The sequence below is a fragment of the Cupriavidus sp. 01L43 genome, assembly GCF_056399925.1.
On record NZ_JBFTSH010000011.1, the window covers coordinates 157,638 to 181,065 of the forward strand.

The following is a 23,428-nucleotide window of genomic DNA, read 5'->3' on the forward strand; positions in this document are numbered from 1 at the left end:
GCGGTCTCCGGGGCTCAGTTCTGGGCGATGGCAGAGGCGTGCTGCGCCAGCGCGGTCACCTTCATTTCCATGTACGGATACAGCGGCAGGCCAGTCAGCAGCGTGTGCAGTTCGTCGGCATCCTTGACGTCAAAGATGCTCACGTTCGCGTAGAGGCCAGCCACGCGCCACAGGTGGCGCCACTTGCCGTCGCGTTGCAGTTGCTGGGAGTACGCCTTCTCTTCCGCCTTGATCTTGTCGGCGACAACCGGGTCGAGCGTTTGGGGAATACGAACAGTCATTTCGACCATGAACAGCATGGTGGGCTCCTAGTGAAGAGAGAGGAATCAGGTAGTGGCAACGGGCGTCACGGGCGACCCCATCGCGCCGGGCAGCCGCAGCGGCGGCGCCGACAGGAAGAACCGGTGGCGACCCTCGGCGCGCAGCCAGGCGGCCAGGTCGCGCAGGTACCAGAGTTCGCCGAGCGGCAGGCCGAGCTTGAACAGGCAGTGATGATGCAGCGGCAGCATCGGCACGGGGCCCTGCTCCGCCGGCACGGGCCGGGCCGGATAGCGCTCGACGGCGTAATTGTCGGCCGCGATCGCGGCAATGCCGGAATCGGTGATCCACTGCAGCAGCTTGTCGTCGCGCCCGTCCAGCGCGCAGCAGCTCTGATGCAACAGTTCGGCATCGGGCTCGCCAGCCATCTCGACCAGCATCTCGGCGAATCCGGTGCGAAGCACGAGGATGTCGCCACTGCCAACCTCGATGCCATCGGCGTCGATCACGCGCATCAGGTCGTCGTAGCCGACCGTCCGGCATTCGCGGCCGTAGTGTTCGGCCAGATCGACCAGCACGCCGCGCGCCTGAATGCCGTGCGCCGCGAGGGTCTCGATGCCGAGCGCGTCGGCATGGCTGTGGTCGTGCCCGCAGGGATGGGCCGCGAAGTGGTCGGCTTCAGCATAGTCAACCGGACCGACGATATCGGCATTCGGCCGGAAACCGTTGTAGTAGACGCGTTCGGCCACCCCATCGCCATCGGCATCGAACAGCGCGCCCACGTGGGCCAGTGAATCCCACTGCGTGGAGTACTGCATGGATAGCAGCACCTGGTCGTCGCTGAGCACGTCCAGCGCGCGCGGATCGACCTTGGCCAGCGGGAAGTTCACGTAGGCCACGTCGTCACGGAAAGTGGGACGCAGCACGGGCGGATGCCGGCGCGGGTTCAGCACATTCCCGCCGGGGAGGTCCAGCGGCAGGGACAGGCAGAACGTCCGGCCGCTTTGAATCTCCTGCGCGGCGGCACGCACGCGCGCCGCCGTGATCAGGTTCAGGCGGCCGAGCTGGTCGTCCTCACCGAAGTCGCCCCAGTTGGCGCCATCGGGCCGTTGCTTCCATCGCTTCATACCTACGCCTTCGTTCAGATATGACGGACGCCGTCCAGATAGGCCTTGCGCCACCGCACGATCTTTACCTCGGCGAACAGCGCGGCCTTGTGGAACGGATCGGCTTCGACAAAGGCCTGCGCAGCCTCGCGCGTCTCCACGTCGACGATATACAGGCCGCCACCGCCATCGCTGCCGTCATCGTTGAGCTTGGCGCCGCAGGCCAGCAGCAGCGCCTTGTTGGCTTCCAGATACTCCAGGTGCACGGGCCGGTTGGCCTGCCGCACATGCTGGTGATTCGGCTTGTCGAACGTCTCGATCAGGAACGGCATGCGATTCTCTCCGCGTTGGTTGTCAGTACATCGGTCAGTGCGTCAGCATGCCCCAGGCCAGCAGCGCCACGATGTAGATGGCACCGACCCAGAACATCATGATCACGGTATAGCCCATCACGTCCTTGAGCTTGAGCTTCGACAGCGCCAGCGCCGGCAGGATCCAGAACGGCTGCACGAGGTCGTTCCAGGCGTTGCCCAGCATCACCGACATCGAAGTCTGCGCCACCGAGCTGCCGATGGCCTTCGCCGCGTCGATCATGAATGGCCCCTGAATCACCCAGTGGCCACCACCCGATGGCGCGAAGAAGTTGATCACGAACGAACTCACCAGGCCCCAGAACGGCAGCGTCTGCGGCGTGGCGATATCCACGAACACGCGCGAAATGGTATCCACCAGCCCCGAGCCCGCCATGATCGCCATGATGCCGGCATAGAACGGATATTGCAGGATGATGCCTGAAATCGTCTTGATGCCCTCGTTCAGCTTGGCGACGTAGTTGGCCGGCGTGCCCAGCAGCAGCACCCCGATGAACAGGATCAGGAAGTTGATCAGGTTCAGGTCCAGCGTGCCGCCCTGCGTGAAGTACAGCACCGCGTAGGCCATGCCGCACAGGCCGATGACCAGGCTCAGCAGGCGGCTGTTGTTCATGCGCGCGGCCAGCGTGTTCTCGATGCCCATGCTGTGGCCACCGGCGGCGCCGGCGCGGCCCTCCTCCGCATCGTCCTTGATCTCGACCACATCCTTGGCATCGCGCGGATGCAGCATCGCGTTGAGCAGCGGCAGCGTGATGATCACGGCCAGGCTGGTGAGCAGCATCGGCAGGGAGAAGATCGTGTCCTTGAGCGCCACCACGCCCATGAGCTTTTCCATGGGATGGCCCGGCGTGGAGATCAGCACGGGAATACTGGCGGACAAGCCCAGGCCGTACATCGTGAAGCCGCTATAGGCCGACGCGATGATCAGCGGGTAGTGCACCCCCTTCACCTTGAGCGCCAGCTTGCGGGCGATGATGCCACCGATCACGAGGCCAAAGCCCCAGTTCAGGTAGCTACCGATACCGCCGACCAGCGTCGCCACGATGATGGCCCCGCGCGGCGTATGCACGCGCGCGACGATGCTGTTCAGGAAACGATCGACCAGCGGCGCGGTGGCCAGCACATAGCCCATGGCCAGGATCACGGCCATCTGCGTGGTGAACGAGAGCAGGTTCCAGAACCCCTTGCCCCAGTTCAGGATGATCGTGTTGGCGGCCTGTCCCTCGACCAGCATCGCCATCACCATGGAGAGCAGCGTCAGGCCAATCGCAAACACGAAGGGGTCCGGCAAATACCGGCGCATCAGTTCTGTAAAGAACCCGGCAACCTTGTTCAAGGCAAGTCTCCTGAAATCCGAAATGACCACATATCGAACTTGCGTTCTATATGCGAACGTCTAGTTAGCGTGGATCGGAGGGTAAGACTTTGTCTTTGGCAATGTCAACGCAATAAATTGCTCGATTACCCGCCCCCAACACAACAATTCGATATTGCACCGCAGCAGATCCGCGCGCCAATTCACAGGTCGTTGCGCCCTGTGCGCAGGGGCTTCGCATATTGCAATGCACCAATGGTCTTTCACGGCTGAAAGGTTCATGGCCGGTATCCGCACAGAACGGTGGCGCCAGCAGACAAGCCATCTCGTGGTGTATCGTTGGCGGCCATAGCGCCCCGGCGTCCGGGAGCGCAGCCCGCATCACGGAGACCGTCTTGGCTACTGCTTCTGCGCCGATTCCCCACAGCATTTTCGAAGTCTCGGGCGATGCCGTCGTCCCTACCGAACTGTCGCGCGGCCCCTGGCATCCCGGCGCCCAGCACGGCGGCGCACCGGGCGGGTTGCTGGCCTCGATGGCGGACCGCGCCATGGCGCAGGAGCCGGGTTGGTCGATGGTTCGCCTCACGCTCGAATTCGTGCGGCCGGTTCCCGTGGCACCGTTGCGCGCGGTGGTCGAACCGCAACCGGGCGGGTCGGTGCGGCGCGTGCGGCTGGCGCTGTCGCACGAGGGCGTACCGGTCGTCTACGGCACGGCGGTCTATATCCGCGAACGTGCGCTCGACCTCCAGTCGTCCCCCCAGTCTCCGTCCCTCCCCCCGCCCGATGCGTGCCACACGCCCATCCTCATCCCGGGCATGCAGCCGCAGACCTCGTTCCACTACACCGCCATGGAGAGCCGCGTGGCGACCGGCACGGTCACGGCCCCCGGCCCTGCCGCCGTATGGTTCCGCCTGGCGGTGCCGCTGGTGGCCGACTGGCCAGTCACGCCAGCAGCCCGCGCGGTAGCTGCGGCGGACTTCGGCAATGGCATCAGCTGGGCCGTGCCGCTGGATCGCTTCGCGTTCGCGAATGCCGACCTGACGATGTACCTGCACCGGCTGCCACGCGGGGAATGGGTCGCGGCCGACTCGACGACCACGGTGCAGGAGAGCGGCATCGGCCTGACCCGCACGACGCTGCATGACGAGCACGGCGTCATCGGTGTCGCGCAGCAGGGACTGATCTTCAAGCCGCGCGACGCGCGCTAGTCGCGCCCGGCTCCGCTCCACCCTATCGGGTTTTCCCCGTTGACATGACCTGCCCGGCGACATACATTGGCCGGGCAGATCTAGATAAGAGACCATCTGTAAGATGGTCTCTTAGCGCGTGCAGTTTGCTGCGGCCTCTTACAGAACCAAAAAAAGGAGACCGCCGTGCAAACCCCTGCCATCAAGCTTCGTGGCATCGATGATGTCATCGCCTTCATAGATTCCTGTCCTGGCATACGTGGCCGCGCCGGCGTGGTGTGGTGGCTTGCCCTCGGCGGACTCTTCCTTGACGCTTTCTCCAATTCCGCACTGAGCGCCGGCCTTGGGCCGATGACGCGCAATTTGCAGCTCGCCCCGGCGCAGGTGGCGCTGCTGACCTCGTTCGCCTCATGGGTCGCCATCGTCTTCAACCCGTTGGGCGGCTGGATGGCCGACCGCTGGGGCCGCGTGCGCCCGCTGATCCTGGCCAAGGTGCTGGCCGTGGTGGGCGCGCTGCTGGTGGTGTTCGCGCCCGGCTTCGATGTAATCCTGGTCGGCCGGTTCTTCGTCGGCGCGGCGTACGGCATCGACTTCGCCATCGCCATGGCCGTGCTGGCCGAATTCACGCCGGTCAAGCTCAAGAGCCGCCTCAATACCTGGCAGGGCATGTGGTACACGGCGGTCTGCTCCAACCTGCTGCTGGCGCTGCTGTTCCATTCCTGGAATGTGGGCGATACGATCTGGCGCTATTCGGTGGCCGCCACCGCCATCTTCGGCGTCCTCATCCTGGTGCTGCAACTGCTGTTCCTGGTCGAAAGCCCGATCTGGCTGGCCCGCAAGGAACGGCTGGACGCCGCCGCGCGCGCCATGACGCGCATCTATGGCCGCGCCTTCATGGCTGCCGCGCCGTCCGAGCGCATTCCCGTGACCAACCAGGCCCGTCGCGGCCTGGCCAACGTGCTGCTGATCTTCCGTGGCGTCTACCTGCCTCGCACCATCCTCGCCTCCACGGTGCAGATCGGCCAGTCGATCCAGTACTTTGCGATTGGCTGGTACCTGCCGCTGATCAGCGCCGCGCTGTTCGGCAAGGACTTCGTCTACGCCACCATCGGCGCGCTCGTGTTCAATGTCTGCGGCATCTTCGGCGGCTTCCTGTCGCCGCTGATCGGCCGCAAGCTCGGCCTGCGCCGTGCCTCGGCGTTCGGCTTCGCCGCCGTCTTCGTGATGCTGCTGGTGCTCGGCCTGTTCAACGGCAAGATGCCGATGTGGGTCGCCGTGGTCGTGCCGTCGCTGTTCATCCTGTTCCACTCGGGCGGCCCCGGCGCGAACGGCAAGAGCCTGTCCTCGCTGTCTTTCCGCAGCGAACTGCGCGCGGGCGCCAACGGCATCATCGGCGCGCTCGGCTCCATCGGCGCCGCGCTGGGCCTGCTGGTGTTCCCCCTGTTCCGCGCCCAGTACGGGCTGGAAACCACCTTCCTGATCCTCTCCGTGGTGCCCCTCATCGCCAGCATCATCTGCTTCACGATCCGCTGGGACCCCACGCGTACCACCATCAACCCTGACAACGAAGCCGATGCCCCGCAGTTCGCACGCGATGCGCGCGAGGGGGCCGGCTTCCTGCAACCCGTGATCGAGAAATCGCAGTCATGACCCAGAACAGGAACGTCATCCTCGCCATCGACGAGGGCACGTCCGGCACCCGCGCCGCCGTGGTGGCCGCCGATGGCCACGTCTCATGCCTGGAATACACCACGCTGCAAGTGGATTCGCCGCGCCCCGGCGTGGTCGAGCAGGACGCCAATGTTCTGCTGGAGAAGACGCTGGCGGTGTGCCGGGCCACGCTGGCGCAGGCTGCGCGCGATCACCTCAATGTGGTGGCGCTCGCCATCGCCACGCAGCGCGCCACGGCCGTGCTGTGGGACACGCAGACCGGCCGCGCGCTGGTGCCGGCCATGGTCTGGCAGGACACGCGCTACGCCCCGGACCTGCACGAACTGGCGGCCACGTGGGACCCGCGCCTGCGTCCTGTCGTCGGCCGGCCTGCCGGCGTGCGTTCGCCCTACCTCTGGGCGGCGCGGCACCTGCGCGAGACGCCTGCCGTGGCCGAGGCATGGGCCGCGCGCCGGCTGGCCTTCGGCACGGTGGATAGCTGGCTGCTCTGGCACCTCTCCACCGAGCGCGCCTGCGTGACCACGCCGACGAACGCCACCTCGTGCAGCGCCTACATGCTCGGCGAGCACCGCTACCTCACGGACTGGACCGATGCGCTCGGCTTCCCCCGCGAGCTGCTGCCCGAACTGCGGCAGGACGCCGATGACTTCGGCCGCACGCGCGCCGACCTGATCGGTATCGACGTGCCCATCCTCGCCTGTGCCGGCGACCAGCTTGCCGGCGCCATCGGGCTGGGCTGCCTCGATGCGGGGCAGTCGATGTGCCTGCACGGCACCGGCAGCTTCGTGGACCTGATGGTCGGCCCCGCCCTGCCGGCGCGCAGCGGCGAATCGGACAGCACGCTGACGATGACCGCGCGCCGCCATCAGGGCGTCTCCCACTACTCGGTGGAGACCTTCGTGGCCACCACCGGCTCCGCGCTGAATTGGGTCTGCAACAAGCTGCACTGGTTCGAAGACGCCCGGCAGATCAGCGCGCTGGCGGCCACGGTGCCCTCGTCGGGCGGCGTCACGTTCATCCCAGCCCTGACCGGCCTGCGCGTGCCGCAGATGCAGCCCGAGGCCCGCGCCGCACTGAACGGCGTGTCGATGGCCACCACGCAGGCCGAGATCGCCCACGCCATCCTCGCCGGCATCGCCCATTCCGTGGCGTCCTGCATCGAGGCCAACCGCGACATCGCCGGCGTGCCCGTCTCCAGCCTCGTGGTGGGCGGCGGCCTCTCCGGCAGCGACGCGCTGCTCCAGATGCAGGCCGACCTCACCGGCCTGCCGATCCATCGCATGCAGGAGACGGACCGCGCCAGCCTGCGCGGCATCGCCTTCCTGGCCGGCGCGTCGGGCCTGCTGTGGGACTCCCTGCAGCAAGCCCGCACCACCACCGCGCCGGACGCCGTGTTCACCCCGGCCATCGGCGATGACGAGCGCGCCGCGCGGCGCGCGCTCTGGCACGCCCGCGTGGCGTCCGAACTCAATCACGTGGACGCGTTTGCGTCGCATTAATCAGGAGAAGCGATCAACATGATGGGTCTGCCATCCCGAAGCGCGAGCCGCGAACGCGCCGCCATGACCAGCACCGAGCCGCTGCGGCTCGACCGCCGGTCGCAACTGGACCGTCTGGGCAGCGAGGCGTTCGACATCCTCATCGTCGGCGGCGGGGTCACCGGCGCCTATGCGGCGCTGGACGCCAGCCTGCGCGGCTACCGCGTGGCGCTGGTCGAGAAGAACGACTTCGCCTCGGGCACCTCGTCCAAGTCGTCGAAGATGGTGCACGGCGGCCTGCGCTACATCGAGCAGGGCAACCTGAGCCTGGTGCGCCATTCGCTGCTCGAGCGCCAGCGCCTGCGCCGCAACGCGCGCCACCTCGTGCAGCGCCTGCCGTTCCTGTTCCCCGTGATGGAGCGCGACGGCGTGTTCGACAAGCGGCTCGCCAAAGCCTTCGAAAGCCTGCTGTGGACCTACGACCTGGCCGGCGGCTGGCGCGAGGGCATCCTGCACCAGAAGCTGAGCAAGGCCGAGGTCCTGTCGCACTGCCCCACCTTCAACCCCGAGCACCTGACCGGCGGCTTCCTGTACTTCGATGCGCGCGTCGATGATGCGCGACTGACGCTGAACATCGCGCGCACCGCCGCCTTCCATGGCGCCGCCGTGGCCAACCACGCGCAGGTCATGGAGATCACGCGCGACGGCCACGGCAAGGTCGACGGCGCCATCGTTCACGCCGGCGAGCAGGAAATCCGCGTGCGTGCGGGCGTGGTCGTCATGGCCACCGGCGTCTGGCTGCGCGACTGGACCGGCCGCAAGCGCGGCGAACAGAAGACGCTGCACATCCGCCCCGCCAAGGGCGTGCACGTGGCCGTTCCCTGGCTCAAGATCCGCAACGACTGCACGGTGACGATTCCCGTGCCCGGGCGCAGCCGCCGCGCCACCATCACACGCTGGGGCAACGTGTCCTACCTCGGGACCACCGACGAGGACTACGAAGGCGACCTCGACAACGTGATGTGTACCCGCCAGGAACTCGACTTCCTGCTCGAAGGGGCGCGTTCGGCGCTGAAGACAGACCTTCAGCCCGAGGACGTGGTGGGCAGCATCGCCGGATGCCGGCCGCTGGTGGCGCCACCGGGCGGCAAGACGCTTGAAATCAAGCGCAACCACGAGATCCATATCGCCGATGACGGGCTGGTGACCATCGTCGGCGGCAAGCTGACCACCTCGCGCCATATGGCCGAGCAGACCATCGACGCCGCGCAGCGCGTCATCGGCAAGCGCGGCAAGTGCCGCACCAAGAGCGCCTACCTGCTCGGCGCCGCCGGCTACGACGCGCAGGCCATCGTGGCGTCGGGCGGGATGTCGGCACACCTGGGCGAACGGTACGGCACGGAGGCGCGCTTCGTCAGCGACATCCTCCAGGCCGATGCCACGCTCGCGCGGCCCATTGTCGATGGCCTGCCCCACACCGAAGCGGAAGTCGTCTACGCGGTGCGCCACGAGCTGGCCGGCACCGTGGATGACGTGCTGTCGCGCCGCATGCGTGCCCGCCTGATGGCGCGCGATGCCTCCGCCCACGCCGCGCCGCGCGTGGGCCAGATCCTCCAGGCCGAACTCGGGTTGTCCGAGTCGGCCGTCGCCCGGCAGGTCAGCGACTACCTGGCCGCCGTGGCTCTCGAAAAATCCGTCCTCATGGGAGAAGCAGCATGATCAGCAAGGAAGCCATCAAGCGCGGTTACAACCGTGGCAACTACGTCGTGGGCGCGCATACGCCGCCGGGCTACGCAGCCACCATCACCGAGACCCCGGACGCCTCCGGCCTGCAGCGCGACGCCGTGCCGCTCAGCGACGCCACGCTGGCGGCGCTGCGCCTGGTGGCCGATGCCGTCCTGACCAGCACCGGCGATGTGGTGACGTGGACGCGCGACTGGTGGGCGGGCTCGATGATGACCGAGACCGGCGGCAAGCCCGCCACGCCGCGCGGCGTGATCGTGCGCGTGTCCACCGTCGAGCAGGTGCAGGCCGTGATGCGCATCGCCCACGCCAGCGCCGTGCCGGTCACGGTGTCCGCCGGTCGCAGCAACGTGACCGGCGCCGCACTGCCGGTACGCGGCGGCATCGTGCTCGACGTCTGCGAGCTGAACAAGCTGCTCGGCTTCGACAAGAACAGCCAGATCGTGGAAGTCGAGGCCGGCATGTTCGGCGACATCTTCGAGCAGACCATCCAGCAGGAATACGGCATGACGATGGGCCACTGGCCGTCGTCGTACGCCATCAGCACCGTGGGCGGCTGGGTCGCCTGCCGGGGCGCGGGCCAGCTCTCCACGCGCTACGGCAAGATCGAGGACATGGTGTTCGGCATGGACGTGGTGCTGGCCGATGGCCGCCTCATCACCGTGGGCGGCTACTCGCGCGCGGCGCTGGGGCCGGACCTGCAGCAACTCTTTATCGGTTCGGAAGGCACGCTGGGCGTGATCGTGCGCGTGCGGCTGAAGCTGCACCGCCTGCCCGACTACGGCCGAGCCATCGCCTATGGCTTCAAGACCTTCGCCATCGGCCTGGAGGCGTGCCGCGAGATCATGCAGCGCGGCGCCAACCCGGCGGCGCTGCGGCTCTATGACGCCCTGGAGAGCGGCGTGCAGTTCGGCCTGCCCGACACCAACGTGCTGCTGGTGGCCGACGAAGGCGCCCAGGATATGGTCGATGCCGTGATGGCGATCAGCGAGCGGGTCTGCGTGGAATTGGGCGACAAGCTCGATGACAAGGCCATCTTCGAACGCTGGCTCGATACGCGCTACCTGACCGGCAAGAGCGCCGAAGGCTTCAAGCGCAGCCCCGGCTTCGTGGCCGATACGCTCGAGATGTCCGGGCCGTGGGCCGACCTGCCCGCGATCTACGACGACGTGGTGGCCGCCATCAACGCGGTGCCGGGAACGCTGGCCGGCTCCGCGCACCAGTCGCACGCCTACGTGGACGGCGCCTGCCTGTACTTCTCGCTGCGGGGCGAGGTTGCGGTGGAAGACCGCCAGACGTGGTATCGCGCCGCCTGGGATGCCGCCAACGCGGTGCTGATCCAATACAATGCGGCCCTCAGCCACCATCACGGCATCGGGCTGCTGCGCGCGCCGTATATGGCACCGTCGCTGGACACCGCGTTCCCGGTGCTGGTGGCGGTCAAGCAGGCGCTGGATCCGCAGAACATCCTCAACCCCGGGAAGCTCGGCCTGAGCGACGTGCTTTCCCACGAAGCGAAGTAACCCCATGGACAGGTCCCTCGGCGCCCGCCTGACGCGCCACCCGGTCATCGCCACGCTCTACGGCGCGGAGCAGGTCGATGCGTTTGTCGACAGCGAGGCCGAAGTCTCGATCGTGGCCAACGTGGAGCTGCGCAAGCTGCAGCCCGTGATTGCCACGCTGACCCGCGCCGGCAAGTACGTCATCGTCAACATCGATAGCTGCGAAGGGCTGTCGCAGGACAAGGGTGGCGTGGATTACCTGGCGGACATCGGGGTGACCAGTCTGGTGTCCACGCGCGTGGCCACCATCCAGCGCGCCAACCGCGCCGGCATGGTGACGATGCAGAAGGTCTTCGTGACCGACCGCTCGACGTGGCCACGCAGCGTGAAGGCACTGGAGCAGAGCGACCCCAACCTGGTGCAGCTGATGCCGGCGCCAATGCTGTCCCACCTGCCCGAGGCGGACCGCAAGGCGCTGCCGCCCATCGTCACTTCCGGCTTTGTCTGCAACGAGGCCGATATCCGCAGCGCGCTCGCGCATGGCGCGGTGGCGGTCTCGACCAGCGACCGCAAGCTCTGGAATCTGGAAGGGAAAAAGCTGAAGTCCTAGGTCCTACAGCTGCGAGGCCAGCAGCGAACTCAACCCATCGGCCAGCTTTTCGCGCCACGGCCGGTTGGACCATGCTTCCAGCGATACCGGCCGGGACAGGGCCAGGTCGTACTCGAATATCCGCGTCTGTTCCGCCGCGAAGTCCCGATCGAGGATATTGAGCGTGGCCTCGTCGTTCAGGCGGAAGGAGCGATTGTCGAAGTTGGTCGAGCCGACCGACACCAGGAAGCCGTCCACGATCATCACCTTGCAGTGGTACATCGTGGGCGCGTACTCGGCGATCAGCGCGCCGGCCGCCAGCGGCTCGCCCCATTGGGCCCGCGACGCCGAGCGAGAGGTTTCCGAGTCGATATGCTCGCCCGGCACGATGATGCGAACCTTGACGCCCCGCTTGAGCGCGGCCAACAGCGCCTTCCGCGTCAGGTCGTCGGGCACGAAGTACGCCGCCGACAAGTCGATGGTGCGCGTGGCGGCGGTGATGGCGAGCAGGTACATCAGCGCCATGTTCTCGCTCCCGCCGGTGGGGGAGCTGCTGAACATCTGCGCCATGCCCTTGCCCACGTCCGGCAGCGCCGGGAAATAGCCCGGGCCGTGGGGCACTTCGCCGCTCACCTTGATCCAGTTGTCGAGAAAGACCGACTGCATCTGGGCCACCACCGGGCCTTCGACCTGGAAGTGCGTGTCGCGCCAGTGCTGGGGATCCTGGGCGTGGCCGGTCCATTCCGGCGCAATGCCCACGCCGCCGGTGAAACCGATCCTGCCATCGACGATCAGGAGCTTCCTGTGCGTCCGGTTGTTGAGCTTGCCGAGCGTGTACCAGTGAACCGGGTGATAGCGCTGCAACGCCACACCGGCTTTCGACATGATGTCCAGCACGGCGGCGTCCACCTTCTGGCTGCCCACCCAATCCAGCAGGACGTGCACCTTCACGCCCGCCTGCGCCCGCTCGGCCAGCGCCTGCGCGAAGGCCCGGCCAATGTCGCCGGACCAGTAGATATATGACTCGAAGGTAATCGTCCGCTGCGCCGCGCGAATGGCGGCAAGCATTGGAGGGAAGATCTCGTCGCCATTCCTCAGCACGCGGTAGGCGTTGCCGCCGACCACTGGCGGACCGAGCAGGACGCTCAGTTCCCGGGCAAACTGCGGGTCCTCGGTCGCATAGAGCCGTTCCAGCCGATGCTCGATCCGCTTCTCCGCGCCGAACAGGTTGTAGGCCACCAAGCCAAAGAGCGCGGTAAGGATGACGGCAAGCAGCACATACCACGTGGTCCGGGCCCTTCCATGAGCGTGGCGCATCGGCTGGCTTCCTCTTATCGGTGAGACGGCGCTTTTCGAACATGAAGTGTGGACGAGTTTTGGGCGATTGCAGCCCCCGGGATGTGTGGCCGATCGCCAACGGCCCCTCCTTGCAAATGCGAATCACTATCATTTATACTCCGCCGCTTCGCCTGATTCGTCTTTTGCCGTCATCCTGGCCGTGCTGCGCGACCCCGCCCATCCCCCGTTGTTTGCTGCATTGCTGCGCCATTACGACGAATTGGTCGATCACGTCCGCCGCCGCTTTGGCGACCGCCACTTTGCCCGCGACGTGCTCCAGGACGTCTGCGTCCAGTTGCTCGAACGGCCGCCCGCCGGCGAGGTGGCCCAGCCGCTCGCCTTCCTCCGGCACGTCTCCACCCATCGCGCGATTGACCGTTACCGCGCCGAATCCACCCGCCAGACCCATGCCGATGCCTGGCAGGCCGACGCCGCCGGCATCGCCGTATCGAGCCCGGACGTCGCCGAGGCCATCGCCCACCGTCAGGCCGTAGACCGGCTCGAGCAGTGCATTGCCGCCCTGCCGCCACGCTGCCAGGAGGTGTTTATCCTGCATCGGCTCCATGAGCTGCCGCAGCAGGACGTGGCGCTACGATTGGGCATCTCGCGGGGCATGGTGGCGCGCCATATGGCCCGGGCCATGGCACTATTGGCGCCCGAACTGCAAGCCCTGGGCGCCCCGCCGCGCCCGGAAACTGCCGCGCCGGCCCCGTCATCGTGAGGACCCCTCCCCTGCCCATGCCCGATTCCCGCACGCCGCCGGGCGACCCGCTGTCTCCCTACCAGCAGGCGCTGCGCGAGCGATTTCCGTCCGTGGAAGCCATCACGGCCGCCGCCACTGCGCGCCGCCGCAGGCAACACCGCGTGCGCGCCGGTGCCGCCGCCGCGCTGGTAGTGCTGGCCGCCGGCACGTGGCTGGCCGATCCCGCCTATCGCACCGAGTCCCTGAGCGCCGAGGCCGGGCCGCGCACCGTTCAACTGGCCGATGGCAGCCGCGTCACGCTGGACCAGCACACCCGCCTGACCGTGCAGTGGCGCCTGCGCACCCGCGCACTGGCGCTGGATGCGGGCGAAGCGGTGTTCACCGTGGCCCATGGCCCGCGTGCGTTCCTCGTCACGGCGGGCCAGACCCGGGTGCGCGACATCGGCACGGTGTTCGACGTCCAGCGGCTGCCGCAGCGCACGCGCGTGGTGGTGCTGGAAGGCGCGGTGGAAGTCGAGGCCGGGGGCCAGGTGCGGCAGCTGCGCGCCAGCCAGCGCGTGGACGTAGCACCGGACGGCCAGCCCGGCGACACCGTGACCGTGGACGCCGAGCGCGCCCTGGCCTGGCAGCGCGGCAAGTTCTCGTTCGATGGGGCGACGCTGGCCGACACCATCGCCGAGATGCAGCCGCACTCGCGTCACGCCCTCGTCATCGACGATCCACGCGTGGCCCAGCTGCGGCTGTCCGGCGAATTCGACCGCGACCAGGTGGCGGCCATCCTGCAGTTGCTGCCGGGCATCCTGCCGGTAACGGTGCGCCAGGCGGCCGACGGCACCGTGCATCTGGGCGCGCGGCAACGGTCCTGATGACTAACTGAGCGTCATCAGATTTTTTTTGCGTGAGCAGGTGTACAAACACGCGGCGGCGCACGGCAACTCCATGAACAGGCCGAATGGATCGGCCCGCCATCAGGAGCTTTCGTGATTTTCACCGTTCGACGCCGGCCTGCCGCCCGCGCCTCCCGCCTTGCCGTGCGGCCGTTTGCGGCGCTGGTTCCCCTGCTCGCGGCGATGCTCGCCGCCGGCGCGATTGCACAGGGCGTGGCCCGCCCCATCGACATTCCCGCCCAGCCGCTGGCCCAGTCGCTGGCCGCGCTGGCGCGCCAGTCCGATACCCAGATCCTGTTTGCCACGACCCTGGCCGATGGCCTGCGCGCCCCTGCCGTGCGCGGCACGCTGACCGTGGAAGACGCCCTCGCCCGCATGCTCGCCGGCTCCGGCCTCCATGTGGTCAGCAACGGGCCGCGCACCTTTACCGTGGTCCAGGCGCCCGCCGACGCCAGCGCCGGCGCCGCCACGTTGCCGCTGATCACGGTACGGGCCGATGTCGCGGACCTCTCGGCCAATGCCGATGGCGTGGTGCCCCGCCGCGCGAGCGGCGCCAAGACCAACACGCCGCTGATCGACGTTCCGCAGACCATCAACGTGGTCACGCGCGAGCAGATGGACGAACAAGGCGTGCAGAGCGTGATGCAGGCGCTGCAATACACGCCCGGCGTGGTCAACCAGTATGGCGATACCGACCTGCGCTACGACTGGCTGGCCGTGCGCGGCTTCGTGCCGCTGCGCTACCTGGACGGCCTCCGCCTGCCCTACGGCGCGCGCGGCTATTCGCAGCCCCGCATCGACCCCTACACGCTGGAGAGCATCGAGGTGCTCAAAGGGCCCGCGTCGGTCCTCTACGGGCAAAGCTCCCCGGGCGGGCTGCTGAACATGGTCAGCAAGCTGCCGCAGGCGCAGACCTCGCGCGAGGTGGTCTTGCAGGCCGGCAGCCACGACCGCCTGCAGGGCGCGTTCGACCTGACCGGCCCGATCGATGAAGACGGCAAGCTGCTGTATCGCGTGGTGGGGCTGGCCCGCGACACCAACACCGAAATCGACTATATCGACGAGCGCCGCGTGCTGGTGGCGCCCAGCCTGACGTGGCGGCCCAGCACGGACACCTCGCTGACGCTGATGGCGCAGTACCAGAAGATTCGCTCGGACGGCGGCGGCGCGCCGCCTGCCCTGCCCGCCGCCGGCACGCTGCTGCCCAACCCGAACGGCAGCATCCCGACCAACCGCTTTATCGGCGAACCCGCCTACGACAAGTTCGAGAGCGAGCAGATGATGTTCGGCTACAAGTTCGCGCATCGCGCCAACGAGACGTGGCAGTTCCGCCAGAGCGCGCGCTACAGCTATATCGATACCGATACGCAGCGCGTGCAGGGGCTGTCCATGAATCCGGACCTGCGCACGGAAAACCGCTACGGCTGGGCGTTCCCGGAGCGCAGCGGCGTGTTCTCGATCGACAATCAGGCGGAGGCGAGCTTCCGCACCGGGCCCGTCCAGCACACCCTGCTGCTGGGGGTGGACTACCAGTACGAGGACGCGCGCTACGAGGAATCGCAACTCGTAGCGGTGCGCGCGCTCGACGTGTTCAACCCGGTGTACGGCGCCCCCATCACCCGGCCGCCGCTGGGCACGCGCGTGGACCAGACCCGCCAGCAGGTGGGCGGCTATGTGCAGGACAGCCTCGCCATCGACCGCTGGACCTTTCTGCTGAGCGGCCGCTACGACTGGGCCGGCAGCAACACCGACACCCTGACCGCCCAGACCGGCAACACGCTGAACACGCGCCAGAGCGACAATGCCTTCACGGGCCGCACCGGCGTGGTCTACCAGTTCGACAGCGGCTTCGCGCCCTACGCCAGCTTTGCCACGTCGTTCCAGCCGCAGGCGGGCACGGGGCGCACCGGCACGCCGTTCGAGCCGACGCGCGGGCGCCAGACCGAGGTGGGCGTGAAATTCCAGCCCAAGGGGGCGAATGCCTTCGTTACGCTGTCCGCCTTCGACCTGCGCCAGACCAACGTGCTCACGCCCGATCCGCTGAACACCAACTTCAATACCCAGAATGGCGAAGCGCGCGTGCGCGGCATCGAACTCGAAGGCAAGGCCAGCCTGACGCGCGGGCTGGACGTCGTAGCGTCCTATGCCTACTCCGACACCGAGGTCACCAAGGCCAACGCCAATGCACGCGGCGTGACCACGCTGGGCAACGCGCTGCCCTTCGTGCCGGAGCACCAGGCGTCCCTGTGGATGTACTACACGTTCCACGACACCCTGTTCCAGGGTCTGGGGCTGGGCGCCGGCGTGCGCTATATCGGCCGGTCGTATGGCGATGCAGCCAATGTGTATCGCGTGCCGGCCGCCACGGTCTTCGACGCCGCGCTGAGCTATGACCTCGGCAAGTCGTTCCTGCAACTGCGTGGCGTGCGCGTGGCGATCAACGCGTCGAACTTGTTCGATCGTCGCTACATCAGCACATGCATTTCGGCCACGGGCTGCTATTTCGGCAGCCGCCGCACGGTGCTGGGGACCGTGAGCTACAAGTTCTGAGGACAGCCGCCGCGCCGGTGCCGCCGCCCGCCGGCAGGATACCGCCGCGGCCGCGTGCAGGCCCAGAACCCCAGCGCCGCGAGGCTGACCAGCGCGCCCAGCGCGCAAACCCCGCCCCAGCCCGCCACCGCGTAGGCCGCCGAGGTACCGAAGGCGCCCAGCGCGCTGCCCACCGCGTAGAACAGCATGTAGACGCCCACCAGCCGGCCCTGGGCGTCCGGCTGGGTATTGAGGATCAGGCTCTGGTTGGTCACGTGCAGCGCCTGTCCGCCAAGGTCGAGCAGCAGGATGCCGGGCACCAGCGCCCACAGCGAATGCGTCATACCGGCCAGCGGCAGCCACGCCGCGATCAGGCACAGGAGCGCCAGCAGCGTGGTGCGCTCACCCAACCCCCGATCCACCAGCCGTCCCGCGCCGGCGCCCGCCAGCGCGCCAAGCGCCCCCACCAGCCCGAACGCACCGATAGCCGTATGCGAGAACGCATAGGGCGGCGCGCTCAGCGGCAGCACCAGCGCGCTCCAGAAGATGTTGAACGCCGCGAACATCAGCAACGCCAGCATGCCGCGCACCTGCAGGACCCGGTTATGGCGCAGTAGCCCGAACATCGATCCAAGCAGCGCCGGGTAGCCGATGCGCTGGGCGGCGGCCGGCAGGCTGGGCAGCCGCGCCCAAAGCAACGCCGCCAGCAACAGCATGGCGCCGGCCGAGCCGAAGTACACCGCGCGCCATCCGGCCAGGTCGCTGACGGCGCCGGCCACCACGCGGGCCAGCAGCAGGCCGAGGAAGACGCCGCTCTGGGCCGCCCCGACCACGCGGCCACGTTCGTCCGGCGGCGCGGCGGCTGCGGCGTAGGCGATCAGTCCCTGCGTCATGGCAGTGCCGAGCATGCCGGTCAGGCACATCGCGCCGAACAGGCCAACCGTGGAGGACGACAAACCCACCGCCGCCAGCGCAACCACCAGACCCAGCGCCTGCGCCAGCATCAGGCGGCGCCGCGCGAAGACATCGCCCAACGGCACCAGCAGCACCAAGGCCAGCGCGCAGCCCACTTGGGTGGCGGTGACCACGCCACCAATGGCAAACGCCGGAATGCCGAAGTCGCGCGCTAGCGCGTCCAGCAGCGGCTGGGCGTAATAGACATTGGCCACGCTCAGGCCGCTGGCGCAGGCAAACAGCAGCATCAGGCTCCGACGCATACGCAATCCCCTCCCATAACTGGATCCAACTGGTTGCAAATTAAAACCAGTTGAAGGCTAGCGGAAGTGGTTTTAAAATGCAACCGCTTAAGGCGATCGAAGGACGATGAGATGCGCGATGACAATCCGGCCGAAGCCGAAGCCTGTCCGGTGGCAAGAAGCGTCAATGTGATTGGCGACCGCTGGTCGCTGCTGATCGTGCGCGATGCCTTCGACGGCATGCGCCGCTTCAGCGATTTCCAGCGCAACCTGGGCATGGCGCGCAATGTGCTGGCCGACCGGCTGCGCCGGTTGGTGGAGGCCGGCATCCTCGACCTCCAACCCGCCTCCGACGGCAGCGCCTATCAGGAATACGTGCTCACGCCCCGGGGCGAGGAACTCTTCCCCGTGGTGGTGGCGCTGCGGCAATGGGCCGAGAGCCATCTGTTCGCGCAGGGGGAGCCGCACTCGGATCTGGTGGAGCGGACATCGGGCAAGCCGATTCCGCGCATGCTGCCGCTCGCCCACGATGGCAGCGCGCTGACGCCCCACGATGCCGAAGTACGGAAGCTGGCCGGCCGCTAGTCGTGCGGGAAATACCCCTCCAGGAACCGTTCGAGCGATCGCAACATCTCCTGTTCGGCCGCCTCGGCATCGCCCCGCGCGAAATGCGCCATGAATCGGCGCCGCGACGCGAAGATTTCCTCGCTCTCGTACGTGCCGATCCGCAGGATGAACTCCACCAGTAGCGAAATCAGGCCGTCCATGAAGACGACCAGGATCGGGTTGCCGGCGATGCGCGCCAGCATCTTGTGGAACTCGTGGTTCAGCGTGAACCGCTTCTCGAATTCGCCGGCGGCCATTGCTGCCTCGGCGGCGTCGATATTGCGATAGAGCCGGGCCACGTCGTCTTCGGTCGCCAGCCGGCAGGCTTCGCGCACGATGGCCGGCTCGATCGAGATATGGGCCTGGATCAGCTGGCGCGGCGTAATGCCGCCGAGCCGGTAGAGATCCATCAAGCCCTCGATCACCACCGAGCCATCGGCGCGGGTAATGAAGATCCCGCCATGCGCACCCTTCTTGGTCTCGACAAGCCCGGACTGCTCGAGCGACCGCACGGCCTCCCGAAGTGTATTGCGCGACACCCCGAGTTCCGCCGCGAGCTGCCGCTCCGCCGGCAGGCGCGTGCCCGGCTTCAGCCGTCCCCCGGCGATTTCCTTGCGGATCTGGTTCGCGATTTCATCCGCCGCGCGCCGGACCGCAATCGGCCGAAATGACGTCTGCGCCTCATCGTCAGGATTTACCCGAGGATCATGTTTTGTAATCATCGTTTGCCGATAGAATGGTTCAACCATTAAGCCATTATGGCACGCCAATGATAAGGCCAACGGAGACGACGATGACGAAAACGCACCTGCCTACGAAAACCCCCTCCCCGCGCCGCGCTTTGCTGGCGGCCACGGGCGCCCTGCTGGCGGCGACGCTGCTCACCGGCACCGCGCACGCCCAGCGGGACGCCGCGTATCCGACGCAGCCGGTCAAGCTGGTGGTGGTCTACCAGGCGGGCGGTGCGAACGACATCGTGGCCCGCGTCCTGGCGGACCGCATGACCCGCGCGCTCGGCCAGTCGGTGATGGTGGTGAACAAGCCGGGCGCCTCGGGGGCCATCGGCGCGCAGTTCGTGGCGGGCAGCCCGCCAGACGGCTACACCGTGCTGATGGGCGGCGCGCCGCTCGTGGTCGCCCGCGCGCTATATAAGAATCCTCCCGTGGACTTCGAGAAGAGCTTTTCCCCGGTCGGCAAGGCGGTCAACCTCAATCTGGTGCTGGTCGCCCGCAAGTCCTATCCGGCCGACACCTTCAAGCAGGCCATGGACCTGGAGAAGAAGCAGCCGGGCAGCTCCACCATGGCCGTCACGGCCGGCGTCTTCGAGCTGTACTACGCGCGCCTCAACCGGCTCGCCAACACCCGCATCGTCAAGGTGCCCTACAACGGCGTGCCCGCCGCGATGAACGACATCCAGGGCGACCGCGTGGACATGCTGATCGACACCGTGGCCGCGCAGAAGCCGTTTATCGCCAGCGGCGCCACCAAGCCGCTCGCGGTGTTCGGCCCGAAGCGGCTGCCCTCGCTTCCCGATGTACCCACGATGGCGGAACTCGGCCTCAAGGGCTTCGATGACCAGTCCTACGTCGGCATGCTGGTGCCGAAGGGCACGCCCGACGGCGTGGTGCGCAAGCTCAACGGCGCGCTGAACACCGCGCTGGCCGACCCGGACGTCAAGACGCGCCTGGAGAAGCTGGACTTCGGCGTGGAAGGCAGCACCCCGGAGGCGTTCTTCAAGGAGATGAAGTCCGATTCCGACCGCTTCGCCGAGCTTGCCGACGCGACCCACATTGAAAAGCAGTAAGGAGTTGAACATGCGGGACACAGGACCACTCTACGGGCACGCCACCATCGCCGCGCTGTACCGTTCGGCATTCAAGGCGTTTGCGGACCGCGAGGCGCTGGTCGGGCAGGACATCCGCCTGACCTACGGCGAACTCGAGGCCCGCAGCCACCAGATCGCGCGATATTTCCTGTCGATCGGCCTGCGCCGTCAGGATGGCATCGCCATGCTGGCCGGCAATCGGGTCGATGCGATGGCCGCCATCATCGCCGCGCAGTTGCTTGGCTTGCGCTACACGGCGCTGCACCCGCTCGGCTCCGCCGACGATCAGGCTTTCGTGCTCCGCGATGCCGGCATCCGCGCGCTGGTGATCGACACGCCCCGGCACGGCGAGCGCGGCGCCGCGCTGGCCAGCCTCGGCATCGTCGAGCATGTGCTGACGCTGGGCCCGGCGGCGTTTGGCGTCGATCTGGCGGCGGCCTCCGCCGGCATGGACGCCAGCGACATCCCGCTCGACGTCCAGCCCGACGATATCTTCAAGATTGCTTACACCGGCGGCACCACGGGCAAGTCCAAGGGCGTGGTCCAGCCTCACCGGACCGCCGTCACGATGATCCTGCAGCAGCTAGCCTGCTGGGAGTGGCCCGACGACGCGCGATTCCTGGCCACGACGCCCATTTCCCACGCCGCGGGCGCCCTGATCCTGCCCACCTTCCTGCGGGGCGGCACGGTGGTTTTCCTGGACAAGTACGATCCGCTGGCCTTCCTCGAAGCCGTCGCCCGCCACCGCATCACCTGTACCTTCCTGGTGCCGAGCCAGATCTACGGCCTGCTCGATTTCCCGGGGCTGGCGGACCACGACCTGTCCAGCCTGCACCGCATCTGGTACGGCGCCGCGCCCATCGCGCCGGCCCGGCTGGCCGAGGCGATCGGGCGGATCGGCCGGATTTTCGGCCAGATCTACGGCCAGGCCGAGGCGCCGATGACGGTCACCTACCTGCGCGCGGACGAGCACGACCCCGCCCGCCCCCATCTGATGGGCTCCTGCGGGCGCCCCATCCCGGGCAACGACGTGCGCCTGCTGGACACACAACTGCAGGAAGTGCCGCCCGGCGAAATCGGCGAACTGTGCGTACGGGGGCCGCTGGTGATGTCGGGCTACCTGAACCGGCCCGAGGAAACCGCCAAGACGCTCGCGGGGGACTGGCTCCATACCGGCGACATGGCGCGCCGCGACGCGGCCGGCTACCTGTATCTGGTCGACCGGGCCAAGGACATGATCATCTCGGGCGGCTTCAACGTCTATTCGAGCGAGGTGGAGAACTGCCTGGCCGCGCACCCGGCCGTCGCCATGTCGGCGGTGATTGGCGTGCCGCACGCCAAGTGGGGCGAAGCCGTGACCGCGCTGGTCGTGCTCAAGCCGGACGCGTCCGTCACCGAGCAGGCCCTGATCGACTACGTCACCGAGCGCAAGGGCGTGGTGTGCGCGCCGAAGTCGGTCTCGTTCGAGACCGAGCTTCCGCACACCTCGCTCGGCAAGCTCGACAAGAAGACCCTGCGGGCCCGCTACTGGAGCGGGCAGGACCGTCAGGTCAGTTAATCGACGCAGACAACAGACCCTCTGGAGACCCGCATGCAGCAAGCTTTCATCATCGACGCCATCCGCACGCCCATGGGGCGCGCCAAACCCGGCGCCGCCTTTGCCGATGTCCATCCCGCCGAACTGCTGGCGCAGCTCCTGAAAGGGCTGGTCGAGCGCAACCGGCTGGACCCGGGCATGGTGGACGACGTCATCACCGGCTGCGTCAGCCAGGTGGGCGAGCAGTCCGCCACGCCCGGCCGCGTGGCCTGGCTGGCCGCCGGCTTCCCGGAGCACGTGCCGTCGACCACCATCGACCGCAAGTGCGGCTCCAGCCAGCAGGCCATCCATTTCGCGGCGCAGGGGATCATGGCCGGCGCCTACGACATCGTGATCGCCTGCGGCGTGGAGTCGATGAGCCGCGTGCCGATGGGCACGGCGCGCATGGGGCAAGACCCCTATGGCCCCTCGTTCGCCAAGCGCTACGCGCCCGGGCTGGTGTCGCAAGGCGTGGCGGCCGAGCTGATGGCCAGCCGGGGGGCGCTCTCGCGCGAGGCACTCGACACGTATTCGGCGGAATCCCACCGCCGCGCCCAGCTCGCCCGGGAACAGGGCGCATTCCGGCGCGAGATTTTTCCGATCGTCACCTCGCGCGGCGTGGTGGAAGTCGACGAGACCATCCGGCCGGACACTTCGCCCGCCAGCCTCGGCACCTTGAAGCCGGCCTTCCGCACCGACGAACTGGCCGCGCGCTTCCCCGAAGTCGGTTGGCACATCACGGCCGGCAATTCCTCGCAGATGACGGACGGTGCCTCGGCGCTGCTGCTGATGAGCGAGCGCATGGCATCCCGGCTCGGCTGCAACGCGCGCGCCCGCTTCGCCGGCTTCGACGTCTGCGGCGATAGCCCGATGCTGATGCTGACCGCCCCCATCCCCGCCAGCCAGCGCGTCCTCAAGAAGAGCGGCCTGACGATGGCAGACATGTCTCATTGCGAAGTCAATGAGGCGTTTGCGCCCGTGCCGATGATCTGGCAGCGTGAACTCGGCGCCGACCCCGCCCTGCTCAACCCGCGCGGCGGCGCGATCTCCCTCGGGCACCCGCTGGGCGCCTCCGGCGCGCGCATCATGACCACCATGCTGCATGCGCTGGAAGACAACAAGGGCCGCTACGGCCTCCAGGCGATCTGCGAAGCCGGCGGCATGGCCAACGCCACCATCATCGAACGGCTCTGAGTGCCAATCAACGGCCGCCCGGCCGGCATGCGCGCGCCCCCGGCGCCGCATGCTTAATCTGCGCTTAAGGTTCCCCGCCTAAGCTGCACCCCTGCCCGCCACCCCGGCGTGGCCTGACGCATTCCCCTGTTTACCGCCTTACCTCCATGCCTGGCGCGCGTGCGGACCGCGGTCGTCCCGCAAGCCGCTTCCCCAGAAATCGTCCCCTATGAAAGTCACAATTATCGGTAGCGGCTATGTCGGCCTGGTCACCGGCGCCTGCCTGGCGGAACTCGGCAATTCGGTGTTCTGTCTCGATGTAGACGAACGCAAGATCGCCATGCTCAACGCGGGCGGCGTGCCGATCTATGAGCC

At 67.6% G+C, this 23,428-nt stretch carries 20 protein-coding genes and 1 pseudogene; 14 read left to right on the top strand and 7 right to left on the bottom strand.

Annotated elements, in window-relative coordinates; all coding sequences use genetic code 11:
- Positions 1-14: 14 nt before the first annotated feature.
- From catC to AC1DP9_RS18885, 4 genes are read right to left on the bottom strand one after another with little or no spacing between them, the layout of a single operon-like run.
- Positions 15-299 carry a muconolactone Delta-isomerase gene (gene catC, locus AC1DP9_RS18870; RefSeq protein WP_092299568.1) on the bottom strand — a complete coding sequence of 95 codons (285 nt, stop codon included), beginning with the start codon at positions 297-299 and terminating at the stop codon, positions 15-17.
- 27 nt (positions 300-326) lie between these two features.
- A complete protein-coding gene (locus AC1DP9_RS18875) occupies positions 327-1,385 on the bottom strand; it encodes a cyclase family protein (RefSeq protein ID WP_477108189.1) in 1,059 nt (352 codons plus the stop codon).
- Positions 1,386-1,399: 14 nt separating this feature from the next.
- Positions 1,400-1,696, bottom strand: coding sequence for a YciI family protein (locus AC1DP9_RS18880; protein WP_477108190.1), 297 nt, complete (start codon positions 1,694-1,696; stop codon positions 1,400-1,402).
- A gap of 34 nt (positions 1,697-1,730) precedes the next feature.
- On the bottom strand, positions 1,731-3,071 hold the full coding sequence (locus AC1DP9_RS18885) for a short-chain fatty acid transporter (RefSeq protein ID WP_441593491.1): 1,341 nt from the start codon (positions 3,069-3,071) through the stop codon (positions 1,731-1,733).
- 374 nt (positions 3,072-3,445) lie between these two features.
- On the opposite strand from AC1DP9_RS18885, the gene AC1DP9_RS18890 reads away from it, so the two are divergent.
- The 6 genes from AC1DP9_RS18890 to AC1DP9_RS18915 all read left to right on the top strand — a co-directional run bounded on the left by AC1DP9_RS18890 (position 3,446) and on the right by AC1DP9_RS18915 (position 11,241).
- The gene (locus AC1DP9_RS18890; RefSeq protein ID WP_177219996.1) at positions 3,446-4,258 is read left to right on the top strand and encodes a thioesterase family protein; all 813 of its coding nucleotides are present in this window, start codon (positions 3,446-3,448) and stop codon (positions 4,256-4,258) included.
- A 165-nt stretch (positions 4,259-4,423) separates the two neighbouring features.
- Positions 4,424-5,887 carry an MFS transporter gene (locus AC1DP9_RS18895; RefSeq protein WP_477108191.1) on the top strand — a complete coding sequence of 488 codons (1,464 nt, stop codon included), beginning with the start codon at positions 4,424-4,426 and terminating at the stop codon, positions 5,885-5,887.
- Positions 5,884-7,407 carry an FGGY family carbohydrate kinase gene (locus AC1DP9_RS18900; protein WP_477108192.1) on the top strand — a complete coding sequence of 508 codons (1,524 nt, stop codon included), beginning with the start codon at positions 5,884-5,886 and terminating at the stop codon, positions 7,405-7,407. Before AC1DP9_RS18895 ends, AC1DP9_RS18900 begins: the two co-directional genes overlap by 4 nt.
- Positions 7,408-7,425: 18 nt before the next feature.
- Positions 7,426-9,105, top strand: a complete 1,680-nt coding sequence (locus tag AC1DP9_RS18905; protein ID WP_477108193.1) for a glycerol-3-phosphate dehydrogenase/oxidase — start codon at positions 7,426-7,428, stop codon at positions 9,103-9,105.
- Positions 9,102-10,652 carry an FAD-binding oxidoreductase gene (locus AC1DP9_RS18910; protein WP_477108194.1) on the top strand — a complete coding sequence of 517 codons (1,551 nt, stop codon included), beginning with the start codon at positions 9,102-9,104 and terminating at the stop codon, positions 10,650-10,652. The genes AC1DP9_RS18905 and AC1DP9_RS18910 overlap by 4 nt, the downstream gene beginning before the upstream one ends.
- 4 nt (positions 10,653-10,656) lie before the next feature.
- Entirely contained in the window at positions 10,657-11,241 is a 585-nt protein-coding gene (locus AC1DP9_RS18915; protein WP_441593495.1) for a glycerol-3-phosphate responsive antiterminator, read from the top strand.
- A gap of 3 nt (positions 11,242-11,244) precedes the next feature.
- On the opposite strand, the gene AC1DP9_RS18920 is transcribed toward AC1DP9_RS18915, so the two are convergent.
- Entirely contained in the window at positions 11,245-12,537 is a 1,293-nt protein-coding gene (locus tag AC1DP9_RS18920) for a phospholipase D-like domain-containing protein (protein WP_477108195.1), read from the bottom strand.
- Positions 12,538-12,745: 208 nt separating this feature from the next.
- Here AC1DP9_RS18920 and AC1DP9_RS18925 point away from each other — a divergent pair, with 208 nt between their 5' ends.
- From AC1DP9_RS18925 to AC1DP9_RS18935, 3 genes are all read left to right on the top strand, one after another.
- Positions 12,746-13,279, top strand: coding sequence for an RNA polymerase sigma factor (locus tag AC1DP9_RS18925; protein WP_255370944.1), 534 nt, complete (start codon positions 12,746-12,748; stop codon positions 13,277-13,279).
- A gap of 17 nt (positions 13,280-13,296) precedes the next feature.
- A complete protein-coding gene (locus AC1DP9_RS18930; protein WP_477108196.1) occupies positions 13,297-14,127 on the top strand; it encodes a FecR family protein in 831 nt (276 codons plus the stop codon).
- A 114-nt stretch (positions 14,128-14,241) separates the two neighbouring features.
- Positions 14,242-16,698: a TonB-dependent siderophore receptor gene (locus AC1DP9_RS18935; RefSeq protein WP_477108197.1), complete on the top strand. Its 2,457-nt coding sequence runs from the start codon at positions 14,242-14,244 to the stop codon at positions 16,696-16,698.
- On the opposite strand, the gene AC1DP9_RS18940 is transcribed toward AC1DP9_RS18935, so the two are convergent.
- Positions 16,686-17,894 (bottom strand): MFS transporter, encoded by a 1,209-nt coding sequence (locus AC1DP9_RS18940; protein WP_477108198.1) that lies wholly within the window; start codon positions 17,892-17,894, stop codon positions 16,686-16,688. The genes AC1DP9_RS18935 and AC1DP9_RS18940 overlap by 13 nt on opposite strands.
- 111 nt (positions 17,895-18,005) lie before the next feature.
- On the opposite strand from AC1DP9_RS18940, the gene AC1DP9_RS18945 reads away from it, so the two are divergent.
- Positions 18,006-18,458 carry a winged helix-turn-helix transcriptional regulator gene (locus tag AC1DP9_RS18945; RefSeq protein WP_477108199.1) on the top strand — a complete coding sequence of 151 codons (453 nt, stop codon included), beginning with the start codon at positions 18,006-18,008 and terminating at the stop codon, positions 18,456-18,458.
- Here AC1DP9_RS18945 and AC1DP9_RS18950 read toward each other — a convergent pair.
- Positions 18,455-19,201, bottom strand: coding sequence for a FadR/GntR family transcriptional regulator (locus tag AC1DP9_RS18950; protein ID WP_177219994.1), 747 nt, complete (start codon positions 19,199-19,201; stop codon positions 18,455-18,457). The two genes, AC1DP9_RS18945 and AC1DP9_RS18950, sit on opposite strands and share 4 nt — an antisense overlap.
- Positions 19,202-19,272: 71 nt before the next feature.
- On the opposite strand from AC1DP9_RS18950, the gene AC1DP9_RS18955 reads away from it, so the two are divergent.
- The 4 genes and pseudogenes from AC1DP9_RS18955 to AC1DP9_RS18970 all read left to right on the top strand — a co-directional run.
- Positions 19,273-20,283 carry a Bug family tripartite tricarboxylate transporter substrate binding protein gene (locus tag AC1DP9_RS18955; protein ID WP_477108200.1) on the top strand — a complete coding sequence of 337 codons (1,011 nt, stop codon included), beginning with the start codon at positions 19,273-19,275 and terminating at the stop codon, positions 20,281-20,283.
- Positions 20,284-20,293: 10 nt separating this feature from the next.
- Positions 20,294-21,862 carry an AMP-binding protein gene (locus tag AC1DP9_RS18960; RefSeq protein WP_477108201.1) on the top strand — a complete coding sequence of 523 codons (1,569 nt, stop codon included), beginning with the start codon at positions 20,294-20,296 and terminating at the stop codon, positions 21,860-21,862.
- 33 nt (positions 21,863-21,895) lie between these two features.
- Complete coding sequence (locus AC1DP9_RS18965) at positions 21,896-23,074, top strand: thiolase family protein (protein WP_092299517.1); 1,179 nt, start codon at positions 21,896-21,898, stop codon at positions 23,072-23,074.
- A 208-nt stretch (positions 23,075-23,282) separates the two neighbouring features.
- Positions 23,283-23,428, top strand: a pseudogene (locus AC1DP9_RS18970) (UDP-glucose 6-dehydrogenase); the annotation flags it as partial.

Bases quoted from the DNA above. Each gene is read 5' to 3' on its own strand.
- AC1DP9_RS18915 (WP_441593495.1), top strand. From the start codon at position 10,657: ATGGACAGGTCCCTCGGCGCCCGCCTGACGCGCCACCCGGTCATCGCC.
- AC1DP9_RS18955 (WP_477108200.1), top strand. From the start codon at position 19,273: ATGACGAAAACGCACCTGCCTACGAAAACCCCCTCCCCGCGCCGCGCT.
- AC1DP9_RS18910 (WP_477108194.1), top strand. From the start codon at position 9,102: ATGATCAGCAAGGAAGCCATCAAGCGCGGTTACAACCGTGGCAACTAC.
- AC1DP9_RS18945 (WP_477108199.1), top strand. From the start codon at position 18,006: ATGCGCGATGACAATCCGGCCGAAGCCGAAGCCTGTCCGGTGGCAAGA.
- AC1DP9_RS18875 (WP_477108189.1), bottom strand. From the start codon at position 1,385: ATGAAGCGATGGAAGCAACGGCCCGATGGCGCCAACTGGGGCGACTTC.
- AC1DP9_RS18920 (WP_477108195.1), bottom strand. From the start codon at position 12,537: ATGCGCCACGCTCATGGAAGGGCCCGGACCACGTGGTATGTGCTGCTT.
- AC1DP9_RS18880 (WP_477108190.1), bottom strand. From the start codon at position 1,696: ATGCCGTTCCTGATCGAGACGTTCGACAAGCCGAATCACCAGCATGTG.
- AC1DP9_RS18940 (WP_477108198.1), bottom strand. From the start codon at position 17,894: ATGCGTCGGAGCCTGATGCTGCTGTTTGCCTGCGCCAGCGGCCTGAGC.
- catC (WP_092299568.1), bottom strand. From the start codon at position 299: ATGCTGTTCATGGTCGAAATGACTGTTCGTATTCCCCAAACGCTCGAC.
- AC1DP9_RS18950 (WP_177219994.1), bottom strand. From the start codon at position 19,201: ATGATTACAAAACATGATCCTCGGGTAAATCCTGACGATGAGGCGCAG.
- AC1DP9_RS18900 (WP_477108192.1), top strand. From the start codon at position 5,884: ATGACCCAGAACAGGAACGTCATCCTCGCCATCGACGAGGGCACGTCC.
- AC1DP9_RS18905 (WP_477108193.1), top strand. From the start codon at position 7,426: ATGATGGGTCTGCCATCCCGAAGCGCGAGCCGCGAACGCGCCGCCATG.
- AC1DP9_RS18965 (WP_092299517.1), top strand. From the start codon at position 21,896: ATGCAGCAAGCTTTCATCATCGACGCCATCCGCACGCCCATGGGGCGC.
- AC1DP9_RS18930 (WP_477108196.1), top strand. From the start codon at position 13,297: ATGCCCGATTCCCGCACGCCGCCGGGCGACCCGCTGTCTCCCTACCAG.
- AC1DP9_RS18960 (WP_477108201.1), top strand. From the start codon at position 20,294: ATGCGGGACACAGGACCACTCTACGGGCACGCCACCATCGCCGCGCTG.